General features: G+C 43.4%; 16 protein-coding genes and 1 pseudogene. 11 read left to right on the top strand and 6 right to left on the bottom strand.

All coding sequences use genetic code 11. From position 1 onward, the window contains the following. The first annotated feature begins 8 nt into the window (after positions 1–8). Positions 9–473: a hypothetical protein gene (locus FM037_RS25480; RefSeq protein ID WP_144048301.1), complete on the top strand. Its 465-nt coding sequence runs from the start codon at positions 9–11 to the stop codon at positions 471–473. 137 nt (positions 474–610) lie between these two features. Here FM037_RS25480 and FM037_RS25475 read toward each other — a convergent pair whose 3' ends face one another. Continuing rightward, entirely contained in the window at positions 611–823 is a 213-nt protein-coding gene (locus FM037_RS25475) for a YdcH family protein (protein ID WP_144048300.1), read from the bottom strand. Positions 824–1150: 327 nt separating this feature from the next. Here FM037_RS25475 and udp point away from each other — a divergent pair, with 327 nt between their 5' ends. Beyond that, positions 1151–1909 carry a uridine phosphorylase gene (gene udp / locus FM037_RS25470; protein ID WP_144048299.1) on the top strand — a complete coding sequence of 253 codons (759 nt, stop codon included), beginning with the start codon at positions 1151–1153 and terminating at the stop codon, positions 1907–1909. A 77-nt stretch (positions 1910–1986) separates the two neighbouring features. Here the strand turns inward: udp and FM037_RS25465 are convergent, their stop codons facing one another. From FM037_RS25465 to FM037_RS25450, 4 genes are all read right to left on the bottom strand, one after another. Beyond that, positions 1987–2739, bottom strand: coding sequence for an ion channel protein Tsx (locus FM037_RS25465; RefSeq protein ID WP_144048298.1), 753 nt, complete (start codon positions 2737–2739; stop codon positions 1987–1989). Between the two features lie 436 nt (positions 2740–3175). Next, on the bottom strand, positions 3176–4372 hold the full coding sequence (gene dpaL / locus FM037_RS25460; RefSeq protein ID WP_144048297.1) for a diaminopropionate ammonia-lyase: 1197 nt from the start codon (positions 4370–4372) through the stop codon (positions 3176–3178). A 60-nt stretch (positions 4373–4432) separates the two neighbouring features. Next, the gene (locus FM037_RS25455; protein ID WP_144048296.1) at positions 4433–4816 is read right to left on the bottom strand and encodes a RidA family protein; all 384 of its coding nucleotides are present in this window, start codon (positions 4814–4816) and stop codon (positions 4433–4435) included. A 23-nt stretch (positions 4817–4839) separates the two neighbouring features. Beyond that, entirely contained in the window at positions 4840–5517 is a 678-nt protein-coding gene (locus tag FM037_RS25450; protein ID WP_144048295.1) for a helix-turn-helix transcriptional regulator, read from the bottom strand. 334 nt (positions 5518–5851) lie between these two features. Between FM037_RS25450 and FM037_RS25445 the strand changes: the two genes are divergently transcribed. The 9 genes and pseudogenes from FM037_RS25445 to FM037_RS29855 all read left to right on the top strand — a co-directional run. Next, positions 5852–6766, top strand: coding sequence for a M24 family metallopeptidase (locus FM037_RS25445; protein ID WP_267874832.1), 915 nt, complete (start codon positions 5852–5854; stop codon positions 6764–6766). Then, positions 6760–7017: a M24 family metallopeptidase gene (locus FM037_RS30050; protein WP_267874831.1), complete on the top strand. Its 258-nt coding sequence runs from the start codon at positions 6760–6762 to the stop codon at positions 7015–7017. The genes FM037_RS25445 and FM037_RS30050 overlap by 7 nt, the downstream gene beginning before the upstream one ends. A gap of 16 nt (positions 7018–7033) precedes the next feature. Beyond that, on the top strand, positions 7034–8620 hold the full coding sequence (locus FM037_RS25440; RefSeq protein WP_144048294.1) for a BCCT family transporter: 1587 nt from the start codon (positions 7034–7036) through the stop codon (positions 8618–8620). A gap of 72 nt (positions 8621–8692) precedes the next feature. Further along, positions 8693–9865 carry a M20 aminoacylase family protein gene (locus FM037_RS25435; RefSeq protein WP_144049139.1) on the top strand — a complete coding sequence of 391 codons (1173 nt, stop codon included), beginning with the start codon at positions 8693–8695 and terminating at the stop codon, positions 9863–9865. Positions 9866–10097: 232 nt separating this feature from the next. Beyond that, positions 10098–11222, top strand: a complete 1125-nt coding sequence (locus tag FM037_RS25430) for a hypothetical protein (protein WP_407695618.1) — start codon at positions 10098–10100, stop codon at positions 11220–11222. A gap of 300 nt (positions 11223–11522) precedes the next feature. Next, a complete protein-coding gene (locus FM037_RS25425) occupies positions 11523–11993 on the top strand; it encodes an NfeD family protein (protein WP_144048293.1) in 471 nt (156 codons plus the stop codon). A gap of 49 nt (positions 11994–12042) precedes the next feature. Next, the gene (locus FM037_RS25420; protein ID WP_144048292.1) at positions 12043–12990 is read left to right on the top strand and encodes an SPFH domain-containing protein; all 948 of its coding nucleotides are present in this window, start codon (positions 12043–12045) and stop codon (positions 12988–12990) included. Then, positions 12987–13928 carry an SPFH domain-containing protein gene (locus FM037_RS25415; RefSeq protein WP_144048291.1) on the top strand — a complete coding sequence of 314 codons (942 nt, stop codon included), beginning with the start codon at positions 12987–12989 and terminating at the stop codon, positions 13926–13928. Before FM037_RS25420 ends, FM037_RS25415 begins: the two co-directional genes overlap by 4 nt. 97 nt (positions 13929–14025) lie before the next feature. Beyond that, positions 14026–14163, top strand: a pseudogene (locus tag FM037_RS29855) (rhombotarget lipoprotein); the annotation flags it as partial. Positions 14164–14206: 43 nt separating this feature from the next. Here FM037_RS29855 and FM037_RS25405 read toward each other — a convergent pair. Continuing rightward, positions 14207–16633, bottom strand: a complete 2427-nt coding sequence (locus FM037_RS25405; protein WP_144048290.1) for an EAL domain-containing protein — start codon at positions 16631–16633, stop codon at positions 14207–14209. Positions 16634–16679: the final 46 nt, after the last annotated feature.

Below are 16679 nucleotides of genomic sequence, written 5' to 3'. Positions count from 1 at the left end.
AATAAATCATGAGAGCACTTATTTTTGCCATCTGTACCCTGTTTGCTGGCTTTGCTCAGGCATCTTTCTATGCCGAAGGCGAGCTTATCTCCTCGTTCCAACTGCAAGATCAGTTTGAAAATGAAGTGGTAGTGTCTTCTGGTACTGAGGTGCTGTTGTTTAGCCGCAACATGAAAGGTGGCGATATCATCAAGGAAGCCCTCGAGCTGCTCAAGGACGGTAATGAACAAGGCCAGGATCATTTAGTGTATGTGGCGGATATCAGTGGCATGCCTTCATTGATTGCCAGGTTCGTGGCTATTCCTCAGATGAAAGATCTGCCTTTTTCCATGGGGCTGGATAGGGATGGAGATGTAACTAAGATGCTACCCGGTGAGAAAGATAAGGCGACATTGATCAGATTAGATAAGCTTAAAATAGTCGATGTGATAATTTTTGATTCTAGTGAAGCCTTGCTCAAAGCATTGAGATAACCTAAGCAGTATTTTTGTTGTGGCCGTTTTAGTGCTTATACCGATTGGTATTTTATGAGTGCGGGGTAAAAACGACGATAAATTGAATGGGCGCTTAGCGCCCATTTTTAGTGACGAGTCACGGCAAGCGTTCTACATTATCCGGCTTTTTTCAGGATCGAAAATATCTCTTCTTTCAGATGCAGTTTTCTTTTTTTCAATTCATGGATCTGACTATTTGAATCGCTGGCGCTGTGCTGCTCAAGCTCCTTAATCTGATGATCTAGCGCATTATGCTTGTTAAAAGCCTTTAGAAAGTGGGCGTCATCACTCTTAAGTTGAGTGATTAGTTCTCTGTATTCCGGAAACATAGTTTGTATCCCTCCTGCTGTTTTTTCTTCTGGTTTAAGTTTAAATTAGCTCAGTTTTTTACCGATGAATGTGATCTGCGTCAACTAGGCTAACATTAATTAATTTGAACTGGCTGGCCCTATGGGAGTGCCTATATTACTGAGTTTTATGGGCATCTATGCTAATTAGACTCGATAGACCAAAGAATTGTTTTCGTAACTGGATTACATCAAAATATTTACCTGTTGCCAGAAAAAGTGTGATCGAGTTAACCTTATCTGCTTCGATACTAGGTTAAAGTCGAAATTAGAAGAATTTTATAATCAAAATTGAAAGGGGTTTTCACAATGTCTGATGTATTTCATTTAGGCTTGACTAAAAAAATGTTAGATGGAGCAAGCTTGGCGATAGTGCCAGGGGATCCTGAGCGGGTAAAGCGCATCGCCGAATTGATGGAAGGGGCGACATTTCTAGCCAGCCATCGTGAATATACCAGTTACCTGGCATACATAGACGGCAAAGCTGTGGTTATCTGCTCTACGGGTATCGGTGGTCCATCGACGTCTATTGCCGTTGAAGAGTTGGCTCAACTGGGGGTGACGACCTTCTTACGCGTCGGCACTACGGGTGCAATTCAACCTCAAGTTAATGTTGGTGATGTGATTGTGACACAAGCATCGGTACGTTTGGATGGTGCAAGCTTGCACTTCGCTCCTATGGAGTACCCTGCCGTAGCTAACTTTGAGTGTACTACCGCTATGGTAGCTGCATGTCGCGAAGCTGGTCTTGAGCCACATATCGGTATTACCGCATCCTCAGATACCTTCTACCCAGGTCAAGAGCGTTACGATACAGTTTCAGGCCGAGTGACACGTCAATTCAAAGGCTCGATGCAAGAGTGGCAGGACTTGGGCGTGTTGAACTATGAAATGGAATCATCGACGCTATTTACCATGTGTGCTTCTCAAGGTTGGCGTGCGGCCTGTGTTGCGGGTGTTATCGTGAATCGTACTCAGCAGGAGATCCCTGATGAAGCTATGATGAAAAAAACTGAGGTGAGCGCCATCTCGATCGTTGTTGCCGCGGCGAAGAAGTTACTGGCTTAATAGCATGAGTTAGAGCTAGTTAGCCAGTAATACAGATATAAAGAAGGCGCCTCAGGCGCCTTCTTCGTTATTATGGATTAGAAATGGTATTTGGCGATCACCGAGTAGGTGTTCTGATCTATGCCGTCAACACCATATTTGTTCTGCCAGTAGTCATATTCGATACCCACAAATAGTTTATTTTTCTTATGCTCGCCGAAGATAACGGCACCGAGATCGTATTTTAACTGAGGATTGAAGTGGAAGTTCTCTTCATAACCTTGGTTGTCTGTTGCGAATACCCAATCGATATATCCATCGAAAACGATAGTGGAATTACCCACGGGAAAATCCATTCTAAATGCGGGGGTTACTTGCCAGCCGTCGCTGATGTTGCCACTGCTGATAGCATGGCGACGATAGGTGTTAAGGGTAAAGTAGGTGAAGTAAGGGATTTTTATATCCATGCCCAGACCGTATAAGAAGCTCTTTACCGGTCCTTCACCCTCTTCGAAAGTCATGGCCAATGATAGATCTGTTATCGGGCCGAAGCCAATCTCTTGGCCTAAGATTTTCCCCGCGCTTAAGCGTGTGGAAATCTCACCATAGGTGGTACTGGTTTTGTCGACATTTGAGCCATTGAAGTGAGTCACATCCTGAAATGCGAACCAATCACCATATTTCCAGCCGCCGGCAGTCTCGAAAGTAAAGGTGGTGAGTTTATCGGAAGGAGCAAGGTCGTACTCCTCACCATATAGAGCGGTCACACTTGCATCCCACCAGTGTATTAAGTCTCCGGCTACCGCTTGTGGTGCCGCTAGCATTGCTAAATAAAGCCATGTCTTGTTCATCTCAAACCCTCTTTATACGCCTATATGGCATATTTTTACTTGTTATATTAAGTGCTTATTGTTTTTGCAGGGAGTTAAATTCACTCTTTCCTGCTCGTAAGTTTCTACTCGAAGCATCTAAGGTAAAGTATCGTCAGCACTAACTAGGTGCTTAGCGGGGCTGAAATTTTTTGTTTCAGCCAGAGCCAGAGTATTAACAAAAATAACAATAATAAAAAATCAATGATGAGACCATATTTTTTGATTTCACTGAGTAAAACGAGATAATTATTGATAGTTTGTCATCAGACTTGATTAAAGATTGGTTATTAGATTGGTTATTAGATTGGTTGTTGTACGCAGAGTAAGGGGCCAAGGTATAAGATGTATCTCGACAGAGTGCTGTTATGTCGAGATATAGCTATCCCTCCAGGGTTATGAGCCTGAAGGGATATTTTTATGCTGGACCGTCAACGGCCAACATGCCTTCCCAGACTATTTTACGGTAACGTTCGGGGTTGGTATTTCCTTCGGTGCTAAAAATCATCACCACAGAATCCTGATTAAGATCAACAGATGTAGCAATAGAGTGAATTTCTGCGGCTTGTGTGGCTAATAAATACAGCAGTCCCATATTAATAGCCCCAGACTCACCACTTATTATTGCTGTGTCATCTTTAAGAGGGTTACCTAAGATACGCATACCAGTTGCGGAGACATTATCTGAAACGGAAGCAAAAAGGTCGCTGCAATCGCGTAGTATCGGCCAGGTCACCGGGTTAGGTTCACCACAGGCCAGTCCTCCCATGATCGAGTTTAAATCACCGCTAACACAAGTGATATCACCGTTTTTACTGGTGCCAGAGCGATAGATACAGTCTGCGGCGGCTGGTTCAGAAATAATAGTCTTAAAGTTATCGGGCCCCAATTTATCGCACAAGTAACCTAATACTCCACCGGCCATAGCACCCACACCTGCCTGAAGCATAACGTGAGTCGGCACTCCCTGAGGCATAGCAGCTGCTTGTTCCAGCGCCTCATCTGCCATGGTCATGTAACCTTGAGATATCCAGGTTGGAATTTGTTCATAGCCATCCCAGGCGGTATCTTGAATTAACATCCAGCCATTTTCATCTGCTGTGCGGCTTGCGAAACGGACGGTATCATCATAATTGACATCGGTAACAATACACTCGGCTCCCAACGCCTTGATGCGATCAACATTGGCTTGTGCTGCACCTTTTGGCATATAAACTACGGCTTTTTGGCCCATTTCTCGTGCAGCCCAAGCGACGCCCGTTCCATGGTTACCCGCAGTTGCAGTAGTAAATACCATAGGTTTATCTAGCTTAGATGACACCGTTTTTAAATCGATAGCTGAAATGTCCACACTCAGATGATTGGCCAATACACGGCCAAGGGCATAAGAGCCACCCAGTACTTTAAAAGCATTGAGCCCAAATCGATGGGATTCATCTTTAACTAAAATAGCTTTTACGTCCAGTTGTTTAGCTAGCTGGGGTAACGAGATTAAAGGGGTCGGTGCATAGCCTGCAATTTTACTGTGAAATTGTCGGGCTTGCTGGGCAATATCTTTATTAAAAAGAGGGCTGGTTTTACCGTTGTAGAAACGGTTTTCAGAGATGTTAATCATAATTATCACTTCTAAAAAATAAGAATAGAGGCCATTTATCATGGCCTTGTACGCCGTTTATTACTTGATAAAAGCGATGGCTTCAACTTCTACCAGTGCATCTTTAGGTAAACGGGCGGCTTCAACACAAGAGCGTGCTGGTGCAGCTTCGGTGCCAAAAACTTCGGTGTAAACTTCGTTAAATTCCGCAAAGTTTTCCATATCAGATAGAAAACATGTTGTTTTTAAAACCGAGCATAATGATGCCCCGCTCTCTTCCAGTACGGCTTTTAAGTTTGCCAAAGACTGGCTTGCTTGCTCTTTGATACCGCCTTCAACAAAGGCCATTGTTTTGGGATCGAGGGGCAGCTGTCCAGATGTAAATACCAGCTCTTTGAATGCTGAACCTTGTGAGTAAGGGCCAATTGCAGCAGGGGCTAGTTCAGTGTGGATTGTTTTTTTCATGGTGTATCTCTTATTTTCAATGGTTATGATTTGAACTCGCGAATGTATTTATATATAGCGTGGCGAGTTATCCCTAAACGATTGGCTACCATAGCCGTCGCATCTTTTAATTCAAACAGGCCATTCTCAAGCAGTACCTTGGTAATTTGCTTGTTCTTGCTTTTAAGGTTCACTGACTGATCATTTTCAATTTTTTGTATCGCATGTTTCAGGGCTTGCTCAATTACATCCGTTGCATTTGAACTAAAGTTTTCACTGACTATCCCAGTCCTAGTCGCTACATCCGGCATTAATGTTTTAATAATTTCAGGAAAAGGATGTGACAAGTTCATATTGATACAGAATAATCCAACCGGCTTATTATTCTTTCCTGCTAATACACAGGTTGTTGATTTTAATTGATCGCCATCTTTGCTGTTGGTGAAATAGCATTTAGGAGTGACTTCTCCGCTTTGTTCAAATTCACGCAGCATTTTCAAACCCACATCTGTGATGGGGGAGCCCACTTTACGCCCTGTATGGTGGCCGTTAACTATTTTTACCACTGATTTTTCTAAACTCTCAAAAGAGTGAATGACCACTTCGCAATGAGGGCCTATGAAATCAGCAATTGTTTCGGCTAATCTAAAATAGGAGTTTAAAAACTCTCTGTCTTCATTGGTATATTCGGCGATAAAAGATCTATATATGACCGGGCTCATTCTAGGTCACTATCGTGAACAGAATATAATGTTACTTTGATAATCAAGCTTATCACTCCTCGATATTAAATTAACTTTATGTAACTAATGTACTGTTATTTTAATCTACACTCCAGTCTTGAATGTAACCGCAAGGTAACGTCAAATGTTAAGCTTGTGATAAATAAGATTAATGGGTTTTATTCTGTTTTCTTTTCAGTTGAATAAAGTTAACTGAAATGTTGCGGTTACAAAAGTTAACTTTAAATATATTTGTGTTCAGTGTAATTGTGTAAATAAGGTTAACAATAGTCTTGTTGACTCATAGCTAATAACAATAATAAAGAGGTTTAACATGGCTAATTATTTACAGCGTGGTTTTGAACTATCCGAATTTGAAAATAGAGCCAAACGGGCTCAAAGAATCATGCATGAGAATAAGTTAGATGCGATGATTTTTACAACTGAGCCAAATGTCCGTTACTTTACTGGGTTCCATACTCAGTTTTGGCACAGTCCGACTCGACCATGGTTTGTCATTGTGCCGTTAGAGGGTAAGCCTATCGCGGTCATTCCAGAAATAGGTGCCAGTGGTATGAGATCTACCTGGATTGAGAGCATCATTACCTGGCCTTCTCCACAACCCCAAGATGATGGGATTAGTTTGCTTGCCGATACCCTGACTTCACTGCCAAGCCGTTATGGTCGTGTTGGGGCCACATTAGGCATAGAGTCACACCTTCGCATGCCAGTGAATAACTATCTTGAGCTCCAGTCTTTAGTGAAAAAAGAATTTGTGGATGTGTCGCTACTTGTACATGAACTGCGCCAAATTAAGTCTCAGGCTGAAATTGCTAAAACCCGTGAAATTTGCCGTATCACTAATCTTGGCTTCGACAAGATCCCTCGCTATGCCCGTGTTGGTATGAATGAGCGTGAGATCTGTAAACAGTTTCGCATTGATATGCTTCACGAAGGTGCCGATGAGTGCCCCTATATTATTGCGGGTTCTGGTCCTGATGGCTATGACAGCATCATCATGGGCCCGACAGATCGGGTTATCGAGGAGGGTGATGTTTTGATCATAGATACCGGAGCCGTGCGTGATGGCTACTTCTCTGATTTCGACAGAAATTGGGCGTTTGGTTATGCGAGCGAACAAACCAAGGCGGCATATCGTGCGACTTATGAAGCCACAAGCAAAGGCTTTGAAGCTGCTCGTCCGGGGGCTACAACAACGGACATCTATCTGGCGATGTGGGGGTGTTAGAGGCTAATGGTGCCTTAGGTAATGATGTTGGCCGACTAGGGCATGGCCTGGGAATGGAGTTAACCGAACGTCCATCTAATACCGCTTCCGATAATACCGTTCTGAAACCCGGCATGGTGATGACGTTGGAACCGGGCATGGTTTATGCGCAAGGTAAATCTATGGTTCATGAAGAAAACATAGTGATTACAGAAGACGGTGCCGAATGGCTAAGTCAGCGTGCTGAACCAGAACTTGTCATCATTAAATAAATTACGGGAGAGCTTTATGATTACCAATAAAGAAAGTATGACTCAAGGACGAATGTTATTTATAAGTACGATGAGCTTTATCGGCTTAATTGTAATGTCTGGAATTATATTTCCGGATCAATTATATACCGTAGGTATTGGTACCATGAACTATTTGACGGATACGTTTGGTTGGATATACATGGCCGGCTCCTTCACATACGTCATGGTGATGTTTTATTTTGCATTTAGTAAATACGGCAGCATTAAGTTTGGACCGGATGATGCGCAACCTGAATTCAGTACCTTCTCATGGATAGGCATGTTGTTTTCTGCCGGAATGGGGACTGTGATGTTGTATTGGGGGGTCGCAGAGCCTGTGTATCACTATATGAACCCATTATCGACTACAGGTATTACTCCCCAGACAGCAGCCGCCGCTGAGTTTGCAATGAAACAAAGTTTTATTCACCAAGGTATCCAGGCGTGGGCTGCATTTTCCGTAGTCGGTTTAGTACTCGGCTATTTAATGTACCGTAAAAATGAAAATGGCCTTATCAGTAATATATTAATTCCATGGGGCAGAGATAAAGCCAATGGCACTTTAGGCAAGATCATCAATATTGTTTGTGTGTTTGGTGCCATCGCCGGAATATCCACTTCCCTAGGTCAGAGTGGGCTTTCTTTAAGTGTGAGTTTTTCTTACCTATTTGGCACGCCTGATTCGGCTTGGCTCACATTCATCTTGGTCGGGGTAATTGTCGTTATTACCATAGCTTGTACGACAACTGGACTGGAAAAGGGGATAAAAATACTATCCGATTGCAATGCTTATTTATTGATTGGATTAATTATTTTGGTTGCAGTTGTTGGTCCAACAACCACTATGATTAATGTTTATTTTGACACAATAGGTAACTACTTAAATGATTTCTTCCAAGATAGTTTGATGTTACCTACATTCGCCGCCGAAGAGGAAGCATCGTGGATCAGAGGTTGGCCAATTTACTATTATGCATGGGCTATTGCATGGGCCCCCTTTGTAGGACCATTTATTGCTCGGGTTTCGAAAGGACGAACTGTGAGGGAGTTTATCTTAGGTTCAATGCTTATCCCTTGTATTGGAATTTTTATCTGGGTGGCTTTCTTTGGCACCATAGGAATTCAATCAGAACCTGAAGTGCTTGCGGCCGCTGCAGCCTCCTCAAAAGCGGCAACATTTATTGTGCTGGAAGGATTCCCTATGGGAACCGTCATCTCTATTGGTGTTGTCATTGCTTTGTTTACTTGTTTCATCACCTCACTGAATAGCTCCACATATACGCTGAGTAGCATGTGTGAAGATGGCACTGATAATCCAAGTAATAAAATGAAAATCATCTGGGTTATTGCACAAGCTGCTATGGCACTGACTTTAATGATGGGAAGTAAAACGGGCATAGATCTATTACAAAGTATCAGTTTGATCTTCGCGCTGCCCCTGATGTTCGTGTTGTTTTTATGCATAGTTAGCACTTTCAAGATGTTCAGAGCTGAGTTTTCTGAAGACCAGATTGAAGTAGAGCCTAGTCAGCAATCCAGCCCTGTAGTTGATGCGGCAGCTCAAGCTGAAAAAGCCAGTTAAGCCTAAGTAGAATAATATGCCCTCTTGTTGAATTGACATGGGGGAAATAAATACATAAAGCAGAGATTTTTGATGACTATACAAGAGCAAGTTGTAAACTGGCGTCGCCATATCCATAAGCACCCCGAGTTTGGTTTTGAAGAGGTGTTAACGTCAGCTATGGTGGCTAATAAACTGGAAGAATTTGGTATCGAAGTGCATCGTAATATAGGTAAAACCGGTCTCGTTGGCATTTTGAAATGTGGTGACAGTGAACGCTCTATTGGACTACGTGCCGATATGGATGCCCTTCGTATTGAAGAAGTAAACTGTTTTGAGCATGCGTCACAGCATACTGGATTGATGCATGCATGTGGCCATGATGGCCACACTGCGATGTTACTCGGGGCCGCACACGAGCTAGCTGCAACACGTAATTTTGATGGCACTGTGTACTTCATTTTTCAACCGGCAGAAGAGCATGGTGTCGGTGCTAAAGCCATGATAGCCGATGGCTTGTTTACCAAATGGAAGATTGATGAGGTATATGCGATGCATAACCTCCCAGGAGTCCCGGAAGGCGATTTCATCACTCGTCCCGGCTCCTTGATGGCAAGCGAGAGTAGTTTTGAAATTAATGTCATAGGGACTGGTGGTCATGCTGCTTTACCCCATATGGGAACAGACCCCATAGTGGTCGGGGCGAGTATAGTTACCGCTTTACAGACTATTGTCTCCCGTAACTTGAGTGCGGTAAATGAAACAGCGGTAATTTCGGTAACTGAATTCACCACCAATGGCACGGTAAATGTGATCCCAACACAAGTGACGATTAAGGGAGATACTCGCAGCTTTACCGATGAGGCTTTAGCAAAGATTGACGCCACGATTGAGCGTATTGTTTCAGGTCAGTGTATATCGGCAAATGTGACTTATGAGTATCATTTTAATAATAGCTTCTTATCGACAATTAATAGCAAAGAGCAAACCACCTACGCTGTTAATGCTGCCCAGAAAGTTGTTGGTGTCGAAAACGTGAATGCTAATTGCGAACCTTTAACCATAAGTGAAGATTTCTCCTTTATGCTTCGCGAAGTCAAAGGTTGTTATATATTACTCGGCAATGGTCAAGGTGAGTGTGGCGGTACCGCATTACATAACCCTGGCTACGACTTTAATGATAATATATTAATGAAGGGTGTTAATTACTGGCAGGAATTGGTAAGTAGTAGACTTAATGAAAATAATTTTGGCTTAGACAATTAATATTGGCTAAGCGTAACGACTAGTCTCACCGTTAACCAATTTTCCCTATGTACTAGGAAAGTTATTGATACCTTGTAGGTACTATACTATTAATAAATAACTTGTTAGATATATTTAATCGTTAGATTTTGTTGCTTTAAATTAAATTAAATTAAATTAAATTGATTTTTAACTTGGATTTATAAAATCTGGGGGTTGACTTGTGTCAAATAAAAATAATAAGGTGATAATAATGAAAGAAAATAAGTTTGTGTTATCTATTTTGGCTAGTGTGGTCTCCTTGTCCTTGATGAGTATTTCAGCGCAAGCTGAAGACGGGATAAGTATTGGTGGGACAGTGCGTGTTAATTATGCATATAAAGATTACGACGAAAGCTCAAAGGATAAAGCTGGCGATCTCACATTCGATATGGCAGCCATTAAATTTGATGGTAAGAAGGGGGATTGGGGATTAGCAGCTGAATACCGTTTCGCATCCAGTACAGATTACATTAGATATGGCTATGGTTACTATGAGTTGAATGCTGATTGGCAGTTGCAATTTGGAATAAATAAAGTGCCATTCGGTAATCCTGAATTTATTTCTAATAGTTTCTGGTTCGGTTTACCTTATTACCTTGGTTTTGAAGATGATCATGATGTAGGTATAAAAGCCGTTTATGAACATAATGGCTGGCATACGGATATGGCTTTCTATAAAAATGCCGAATATGGTGCAAGTGAAAACAAGCGTTACGCAACGGATCTCTATAGTGGAACGATTAATGGTACTGAGTATAACAATGAAGAAACTAATCAGTTGAATCTGCGTCAGACCTACACCTTTGTATATGATGGCATTTCGACTACTTTAGGCGGCTCATTTGAAGTGGGGCAAATCTACAACAGTAAAACGGGTAATAACGGTGATAGGTATGCGGTCGCAACTCATATGAATGCTAGTGTCAATGGCTGGAATTTGCAGCTACAAGCCATGCAGTATGAATTCGATGCGGCTGATAGCTTAGATGAGAATAAAATCGGTGTGTCGGTACTCAGTTGGCAATATGAAGTTGCCTCTAAGGGACAAATTTACAGTGTGAATTTTGCCAAAACAATCAAAACTGATTGGGGTAGTCTGAAATTCTACAATGATTTTGGCTTGATGACTCCTGATGTACTTGATACGAGTTATGATAACAGCATGCAAAATGTCACTGGGCTAGCTATCGCTTCAGGCGCGACTTATACCATGGTAGATTTCATCATGGGTAAGAATATGACCTTTTCTACAGCGAATAACGATCATGTTGGCTTACCTGAAGTGGGTGATGATTGGGACAAGCGTATTAACATCAATTTTGGATATTATTTCTAAGTTTCATCACAAGGCAGAGGATAGTTGCACGTCCTATGCAGCGTTAACATTTCCCTTGTTGTAATCTTGTCCCGAACTCAATGACTATCCTAGCTAGATCAAATCGTGTTCGTATCAAGTTCTTGATTCGGTCCGTATTCCTGTTATAGACGCTAATTCAGCTAATGCTTTAATTCATATAATCAATTTATTAACTTGTTGTAGTGCAGAGTATATACTTTTCGCGACATATTATGTCGCGAAAAGTGCTAACTGCTGATATAGTGGTTTTTTACCGAAACCATGATTTCAGGGGGAAATATGGAGTTTTCTAATCCCATCATCATCTGGGCCTGTCTGGGTGTTTTTTTGATGCTGGCAGAGATAATTATCCCGGGTGGTATTGTCATCTTACTTGGCGGCGCATGTTTAGTGGTTGCCGGAGCGCTCGCTGTCGGGTTCGTCGATGGAATCGTGCAGGCGTTGACCCTGTGGTTCATTGCATCTATCGTCCTATTGCTGAGCTTTAGACAAGTGACTCAGAAATTAGTCGGTGGAGATGTTCATGTGGCCAGCACCGACGAGGAGCTGGAGCTCTATAACCAAATAGCTTTAGTTAAAGAAGCCATAGGACCGGCGCAGAAACAGGGTCGTATCGAGTTTCAAGGAACTGAATGGTCAGCCCTAGGTGATGGCAGCGAAATAGCAGCCGGAACTCGAGTGCGTATCATCTGCAGGGAGAATATAGCCTTTGTTGTCGAGCCCTACCAAGGGACTGAATACACCAAATAAGCCGAGATCTAATTAACAACAGATTAATCAATAAGTAAGGATGGAATCTATGTTTGTGTTTACCCTATTTGTGCTGTTTATCTTTTTTCTTCTCTATAAGTTAATGTTGATCGTCCCCATGCGCGAAGTGAATGTTATCGAGCGTTTAGGAAAGTTTCGTGCCGTACTACAACCAGGGTTTCATTTTTTGATCCCCTTTTTCGACAGGGTCGCATATAAGCATGAGATCCGTGAGCAGGTCTTAGATGTGCCACCCCAGAGTTGTATCTCGAAAGACAACACTCAGCTCGAGGTCGATGGTTTAGTCTATCTCAAGGTGATGGATGGCAAGCTTGCCAGTTACGGCATCGAAAATTATCGCCTCGCAGCGGTTAATCTAGCCCAGACAACTATGCGTTCTGAGATAGGTAAATTGAACTTGAGTCAGACATTTTCTGAGCGAGATAGCCTCAACGAGTCCATCGTTCGTGAGATAGATAAGGCCTCCGCTTCATGGGGTATCAAGGTGCTTAGGTATGAGATAAAGAACATCACTCCCTCGAGACACGTTATTCATACGTTAGAGAAGCAGATGGAGGCAGAGCGAAGTAAGCGCGCCGAGATCACTTTTGCCAATGCCGAAAAAGCGGCGATGATCAACCTATCTGAAGGTGAGAGACAAGAAGCAATCAATGTTTCCGAGGGGCAGAAGCAGAAGCGTATTAATGAGGCTAAAGGCACGGCTCAGGAGATCAGCATAGTCGCCAAGGCGAAAGCGGAAGGCATGAGAATGTTGTCGGCTGCATTGGCCGTGAATGGCGGTAATGATGCGATGAATATGCAGTTAAAAGAACAGTTTATTGTCCAGTTAGGTAAGATTTTGGAGGAGGCCGATGTCTCCGTTGTGCCAGCTGAGATGGCTAAGTTGGAAGGTTTTTTTGAGGGAATGGAACAGGTGACACATGCCGTAAGCTCCTCTTCGACAAAGACTAATACAGTGAAAGGAGCTCGCTCATGATTGCAGGAATAGATACAGATTTTATCGTGTTGGGTATTTGGGGACTTATCTTCGCCGTCTTCATCATCAAATTATTTCAATCTATTCGCTTAGTGCCAACGAAATCGGCTTATATCGTCGAGCGCTTAGGTAAGTACCACGCTACCTTAGACGCAGGCTTTCATGCCTTGATTCCCTTCGTCGATAAGGTGACTTACATTCATGATCTAAAAGAGGAAACTATAGATGTGCCACCTCAGGAGTGTTTCTCAAGCGATGAAGTAAATGTTGAGGTAGATGGGGTGATCTATATTTCGGTGATAGATCCGGTTAAGGCTAGCTACGGAGTCACAGATTACCGTTACGCCGCCATTCAGTTAGCCCAGACGACGACGCGTTCTGTTATAGGTACTTTAGCCTTAGATCGCACCTTCGAAGAGCGTGATGTGATTAGCGCTAAAGTGGTCGAAGTGTTAGATCAGGCGGGAGCCACATGGGGCATTAGAGTCCATCGTTATGAGATCAAGAATATTACCCCACCCGATACGGTAAAAAAAGCCATGGAGATGCAGGTGAATGCCGAGCGTGAACGCCGTGCCTTATTAGCCAAGAGTGAGGGTGACAAGCAGAGTAAGATCAATCGCTCTGAGGGTATCAAGGCTGAGATGATTAACCTTTCTGAAGGTGAGATGCAACGTCGCATCAATGAAGCTGAAGGTAAAGCTGAGGAGATCTTAGCTATTTCTCACGCCACCGCCGAGTCTATCGAGCGTATAGCCGAAGTGATCTCTGCCCCAGGGGGACAGAATGTGGTGCGAATGCAGCTAGGGGCTCAATATCTTAAGCAACTCGATGGTTTGAGTAATAACGCCAGTAAAATCGTGTTACCAGGCAATATGATGGACTTCGATCATTGGATGGACGGCATCGGCCTCAAGGAAGAGAATTCCAAAGTCTAGTTAGCTATATAGCGAATGCTATTAATAGCTTGAACTCATATTAAAAAGGCGTGCTCGACTCGAGCACGCCTTTTTTGTACTCATTGTTCCGTCCGGAATTAGTGACATGGTCGTTAATCTCGATGATGAATTAGCTCGATTTAAGGTTAGACTGAAAGAAGAGAAGCTTGCTAAAGTCGAGCATAAGCAAGGGTATAGTGGCGGCGGACTTGGAGGTCTAATACTAGTTTTCTAAGTTTAACTGTCTTTTTCAGGCGGTCTCACTACCGGACTTAAGGCTAAGGTGAATTTATTGTCTTTATATCACATTGAGGCTCAGGGTTAGACATGAGCAACTTGACGACTGGACTTGGCTTGCTGAAGAAATAACCCTGAGCATAATCACAATTGATGCTCTTAAGGTAATTGAGTTGGGCTTCTGTCTCGACTCCTTCTGCAACCACTCCTATTCCCAGGGCATGAGCCATGGCCACCATGGCCAATACTAACTCCTTGTTCGCTGTGCCAGTCTCTATATCGTGGATAAAACTTCTATCTATTTTAAGTACGTTAAAAGGGTAGGTTCTCAGATAGTTAAGTGAGGAGTAGCCTGTGCCGAAGTCATCCATGGCAATTGAAAATCCCGCCTTACTCAGGGCTTCTAGCGCCACGGTAATATAGTCATGACCACTGAGTAAGACCCCTTCGGTGATCTCCAACTCTATGTCTTTAGGCGACATCTTGGATTGATTAACGTTATCTATGATAAACGACACTAGATCTGGGTCTCTAAATTGGCAGGGAGACAGGTTGATGGCAATTCGAAATGGACTCTGATGTTTCTTCTTCCACAATGTAGTAGCGACTATGGCCTGTAGGAAAACAAACTTTCCCAGTGGAATGATCGCACCTGTTTGCTCGGCAATGGGGATAAATTCTTCCGGTGATATGCTGCCTAATGCCGGATTGCTCCACCTCAGTAGAGCCTCGGCTCCCATGATGATGTTGTTGGTAATATCTACTTGGGTCTGATAGTAAACCTCGAACTCCCCGCGCTCCAAAGCACCATGTATCTGCTCCTCAATGGCGAGTCTTCTGGACACTTCCTTGTTCATTTTATCAGTGAAATAGGAATAGGTATTTCTGCCTTTTTCTTTGGCATGATACATGGCCGAGTCCGCATTTCTTAGCAACTCCGAGGCGTTTTCTCCATCGTCTGGGTAGATTGATATGCCGATACTGGCCGTTAAGATAAGCTCGCGTTCTCCCACCAAAAAAGGCTTCCTAAAGCTATCGATTAGGTGCTCGGCTACGGGCCTAGCATCCGCAGCTTGTTTGAGTCCATGCAGTAATATGATGAATTCATCACCGCCTAAACGGCCAACGGTATCTCCGTTTCGAATGGAGCTAAGTAGCCTCTTGGCCGACTCGATGAGCAACCTGTCTCCGGTCTCATGACCCAGTGAGTCATTGATCTTCTTGAAATCATCGAGATCGAGAAATAAGACCGCAATATTCTCTTGGGAGCGTTCGCTCTCCTCCAGCATTTGAGATAAGCGTTCCAAGGCGAGAAAACGGTTGGGGAGATCGGTCAATGTGTCATAGTGGGCTTGATGTCGAATCACCTCCGCCGCTTTTTCTCTGTCTGTGGTATCCAGAAAAGTCACGACGGCACCTATTATCTTATCTTCACGCTCTATTGGATAGGACCAATATTCGGAGGTGAAACCACTGCCGTCGGCTCGCCATAGTTTTTCTGAGTTGATATGCACGCCTTGTCCTGAGCGTAATACATTAAGAATGGGACAATCTTCGACATGATAAGGAGTCAGATCTGCATGTTTATAGTGTATGAGTTCATGCATATTCTTGCCTAATAGCTCATTAATATCCCTATAGCCTAGCATCTTGATGCAGGTGGGATTGGCGAAGATACACTCTCCTTTGAGATCGATACCGTAGATGGCCTCGGCAGTAGAGTTCAAAATATCTGTGACTAAGAGTTTCTGCTCCAGAGTGGCTATTTCGGCTTGCCTACTCAGCTCGAATCTTTCTTCTAGCTGGGTGGCCATATCGTTGAAGGACTGGCCCAGCAGCGCGATCTCTCCCTGACCCTTGATCTGGCAGCGAACGCCTAGCAGCCCATCCGCCAGACTCTTTGAACCTGTGACCAAGTGTCGGATCGGTCGGGTAACGAACAGGTCGAGAAACAGGCTTATTGTCAGCATTGCGAGCAGTAAAAATAGACCTATAGGAATGCTAAACAGGCTGACTTTCGACCAGATCTGTGCTTGTTCGGAGCTAAGGTCGTAGGCGACGAAAATAGCTCCGGTACGGGTGGGGCGGATCTCATTGGCTGCACGAGCGAGAATCAGTGGATAGTAAGCAAAGATTTGATGACCATTCTCCGAAAGCCGAATATCCATCTGTTTATTTTTCTGTACTTGGATAAAACGTTTCATCTCAAAAAATGGCAGAACTGTGTTGGCCATCAGTCCTTTAATGGCGAATCGAGTCGAGTGTAATATTTTGCCATTCTCATCGAGAGATAACAGGGTCTTATAGCGAGTATTTACGCCTCTGGCCGACAATGATTGTTCGGCTTCCTGTGGGCGATTGCTGCTGAGTTGTTTTTCCATCTGCCTTTGCAGGGCTGAAATATCTTTACGGATAAAGTTCAGACTCGAATTTACCAGCTCAGCCTCGAGAGCTTTGTAGGATTGCAATACAACAAATCCCCTAAGGCACTAAATGTGAATAATATAAGCCCGG

The sequence above is a fragment of the Shewanella psychropiezotolerans genome (genome assembly GCF_007197555.1).
GTDB classification, from domain to species: Bacteria; Pseudomonadota; Gammaproteobacteria; order Enterobacterales; family Shewanellaceae; genus Shewanella; species Shewanella psychropiezotolerans.
The sequence above is the reverse complement of the archived record's forward strand: the minus strand, read 5'-3'. Positions and strand labels throughout refer to the sequence as shown.

Coding starts and splice junctions, on each gene's coding strand:
- FM037_RS25420 (WP_144048292.1), top strand. CDS start 12,043: ATGTTTGTGTTTACCCTATTTGTGCTGTTTATCTTTTTTCTTCTCTAT.
- FM037_RS25480 (WP_144048301.1), top strand. CDS start 9: ATGAGAGCACTTATTTTTGCCATCTGTACCCTGTTTGCTGGCTTTGCT.
- FM037_RS25450 (WP_144048295.1), bottom strand. CDS start 5,517: ATGAGCCCGGTCATATATAGATCTTTTATCGCCGAATATACCAATGAA.
- FM037_RS25430 (WP_407695618.1), top strand. CDS start 10,098: ATGAAAGAAAATAAGTTTGTGTTATCTATTTTGGCTAGTGTGGTCTCC.
- dpaL (WP_144048297.1), bottom strand. CDS start 4,372: ATGATTAACATCTCTGAAAACCGTTTCTACAACGGTAAAACCAGCCCT.
- FM037_RS25445 (WP_267874832.1), top strand. CDS start 5,852: ATGGCTAATTATTTACAGCGTGGTTTTGAACTATCCGAATTTGAAAAT.
- FM037_RS25415 (WP_144048291.1), top strand. CDS start 12,987: ATGATTGCAGGAATAGATACAGATTTTATCGTGTTGGGTATTTGGGGA.
- FM037_RS25465 (WP_144048298.1), bottom strand. CDS start 2,739: ATGAACAAGACATGGCTTTATTTAGCAATGCTAGCGGCACCACAAGCG.
- FM037_RS25440 (WP_144048294.1), top strand. CDS start 7,034: ATGATTACCAATAAAGAAAGTATGACTCAAGGACGAATGTTATTTATA.
- udp (WP_144048299.1), top strand. CDS start 1,151: ATGTCTGATGTATTTCATTTAGGCTTGACTAAAAAAATGTTAGATGGA.
- FM037_RS25455 (WP_144048296.1), bottom strand. CDS start 4,816: ATGAAAAAAACAATCCACACTGAACTAGCCCCTGCTGCAATTGGCCCT.
- FM037_RS25425 (WP_144048293.1), top strand. CDS start 11,523: ATGGAGTTTTCTAATCCCATCATCATCTGGGCCTGTCTGGGTGTTTTT.
- FM037_RS25475 (WP_144048300.1), bottom strand. CDS start 823: ATGTTTCCGGAATACAGAGAACTAATCACTCAACTTAAGAGTGATGAC.
- FM037_RS25435 (WP_144049139.1), top strand. CDS start 8,693: ATGACTATACAAGAGCAAGTTGTAAACTGGCGTCGCCATATCCATAAG.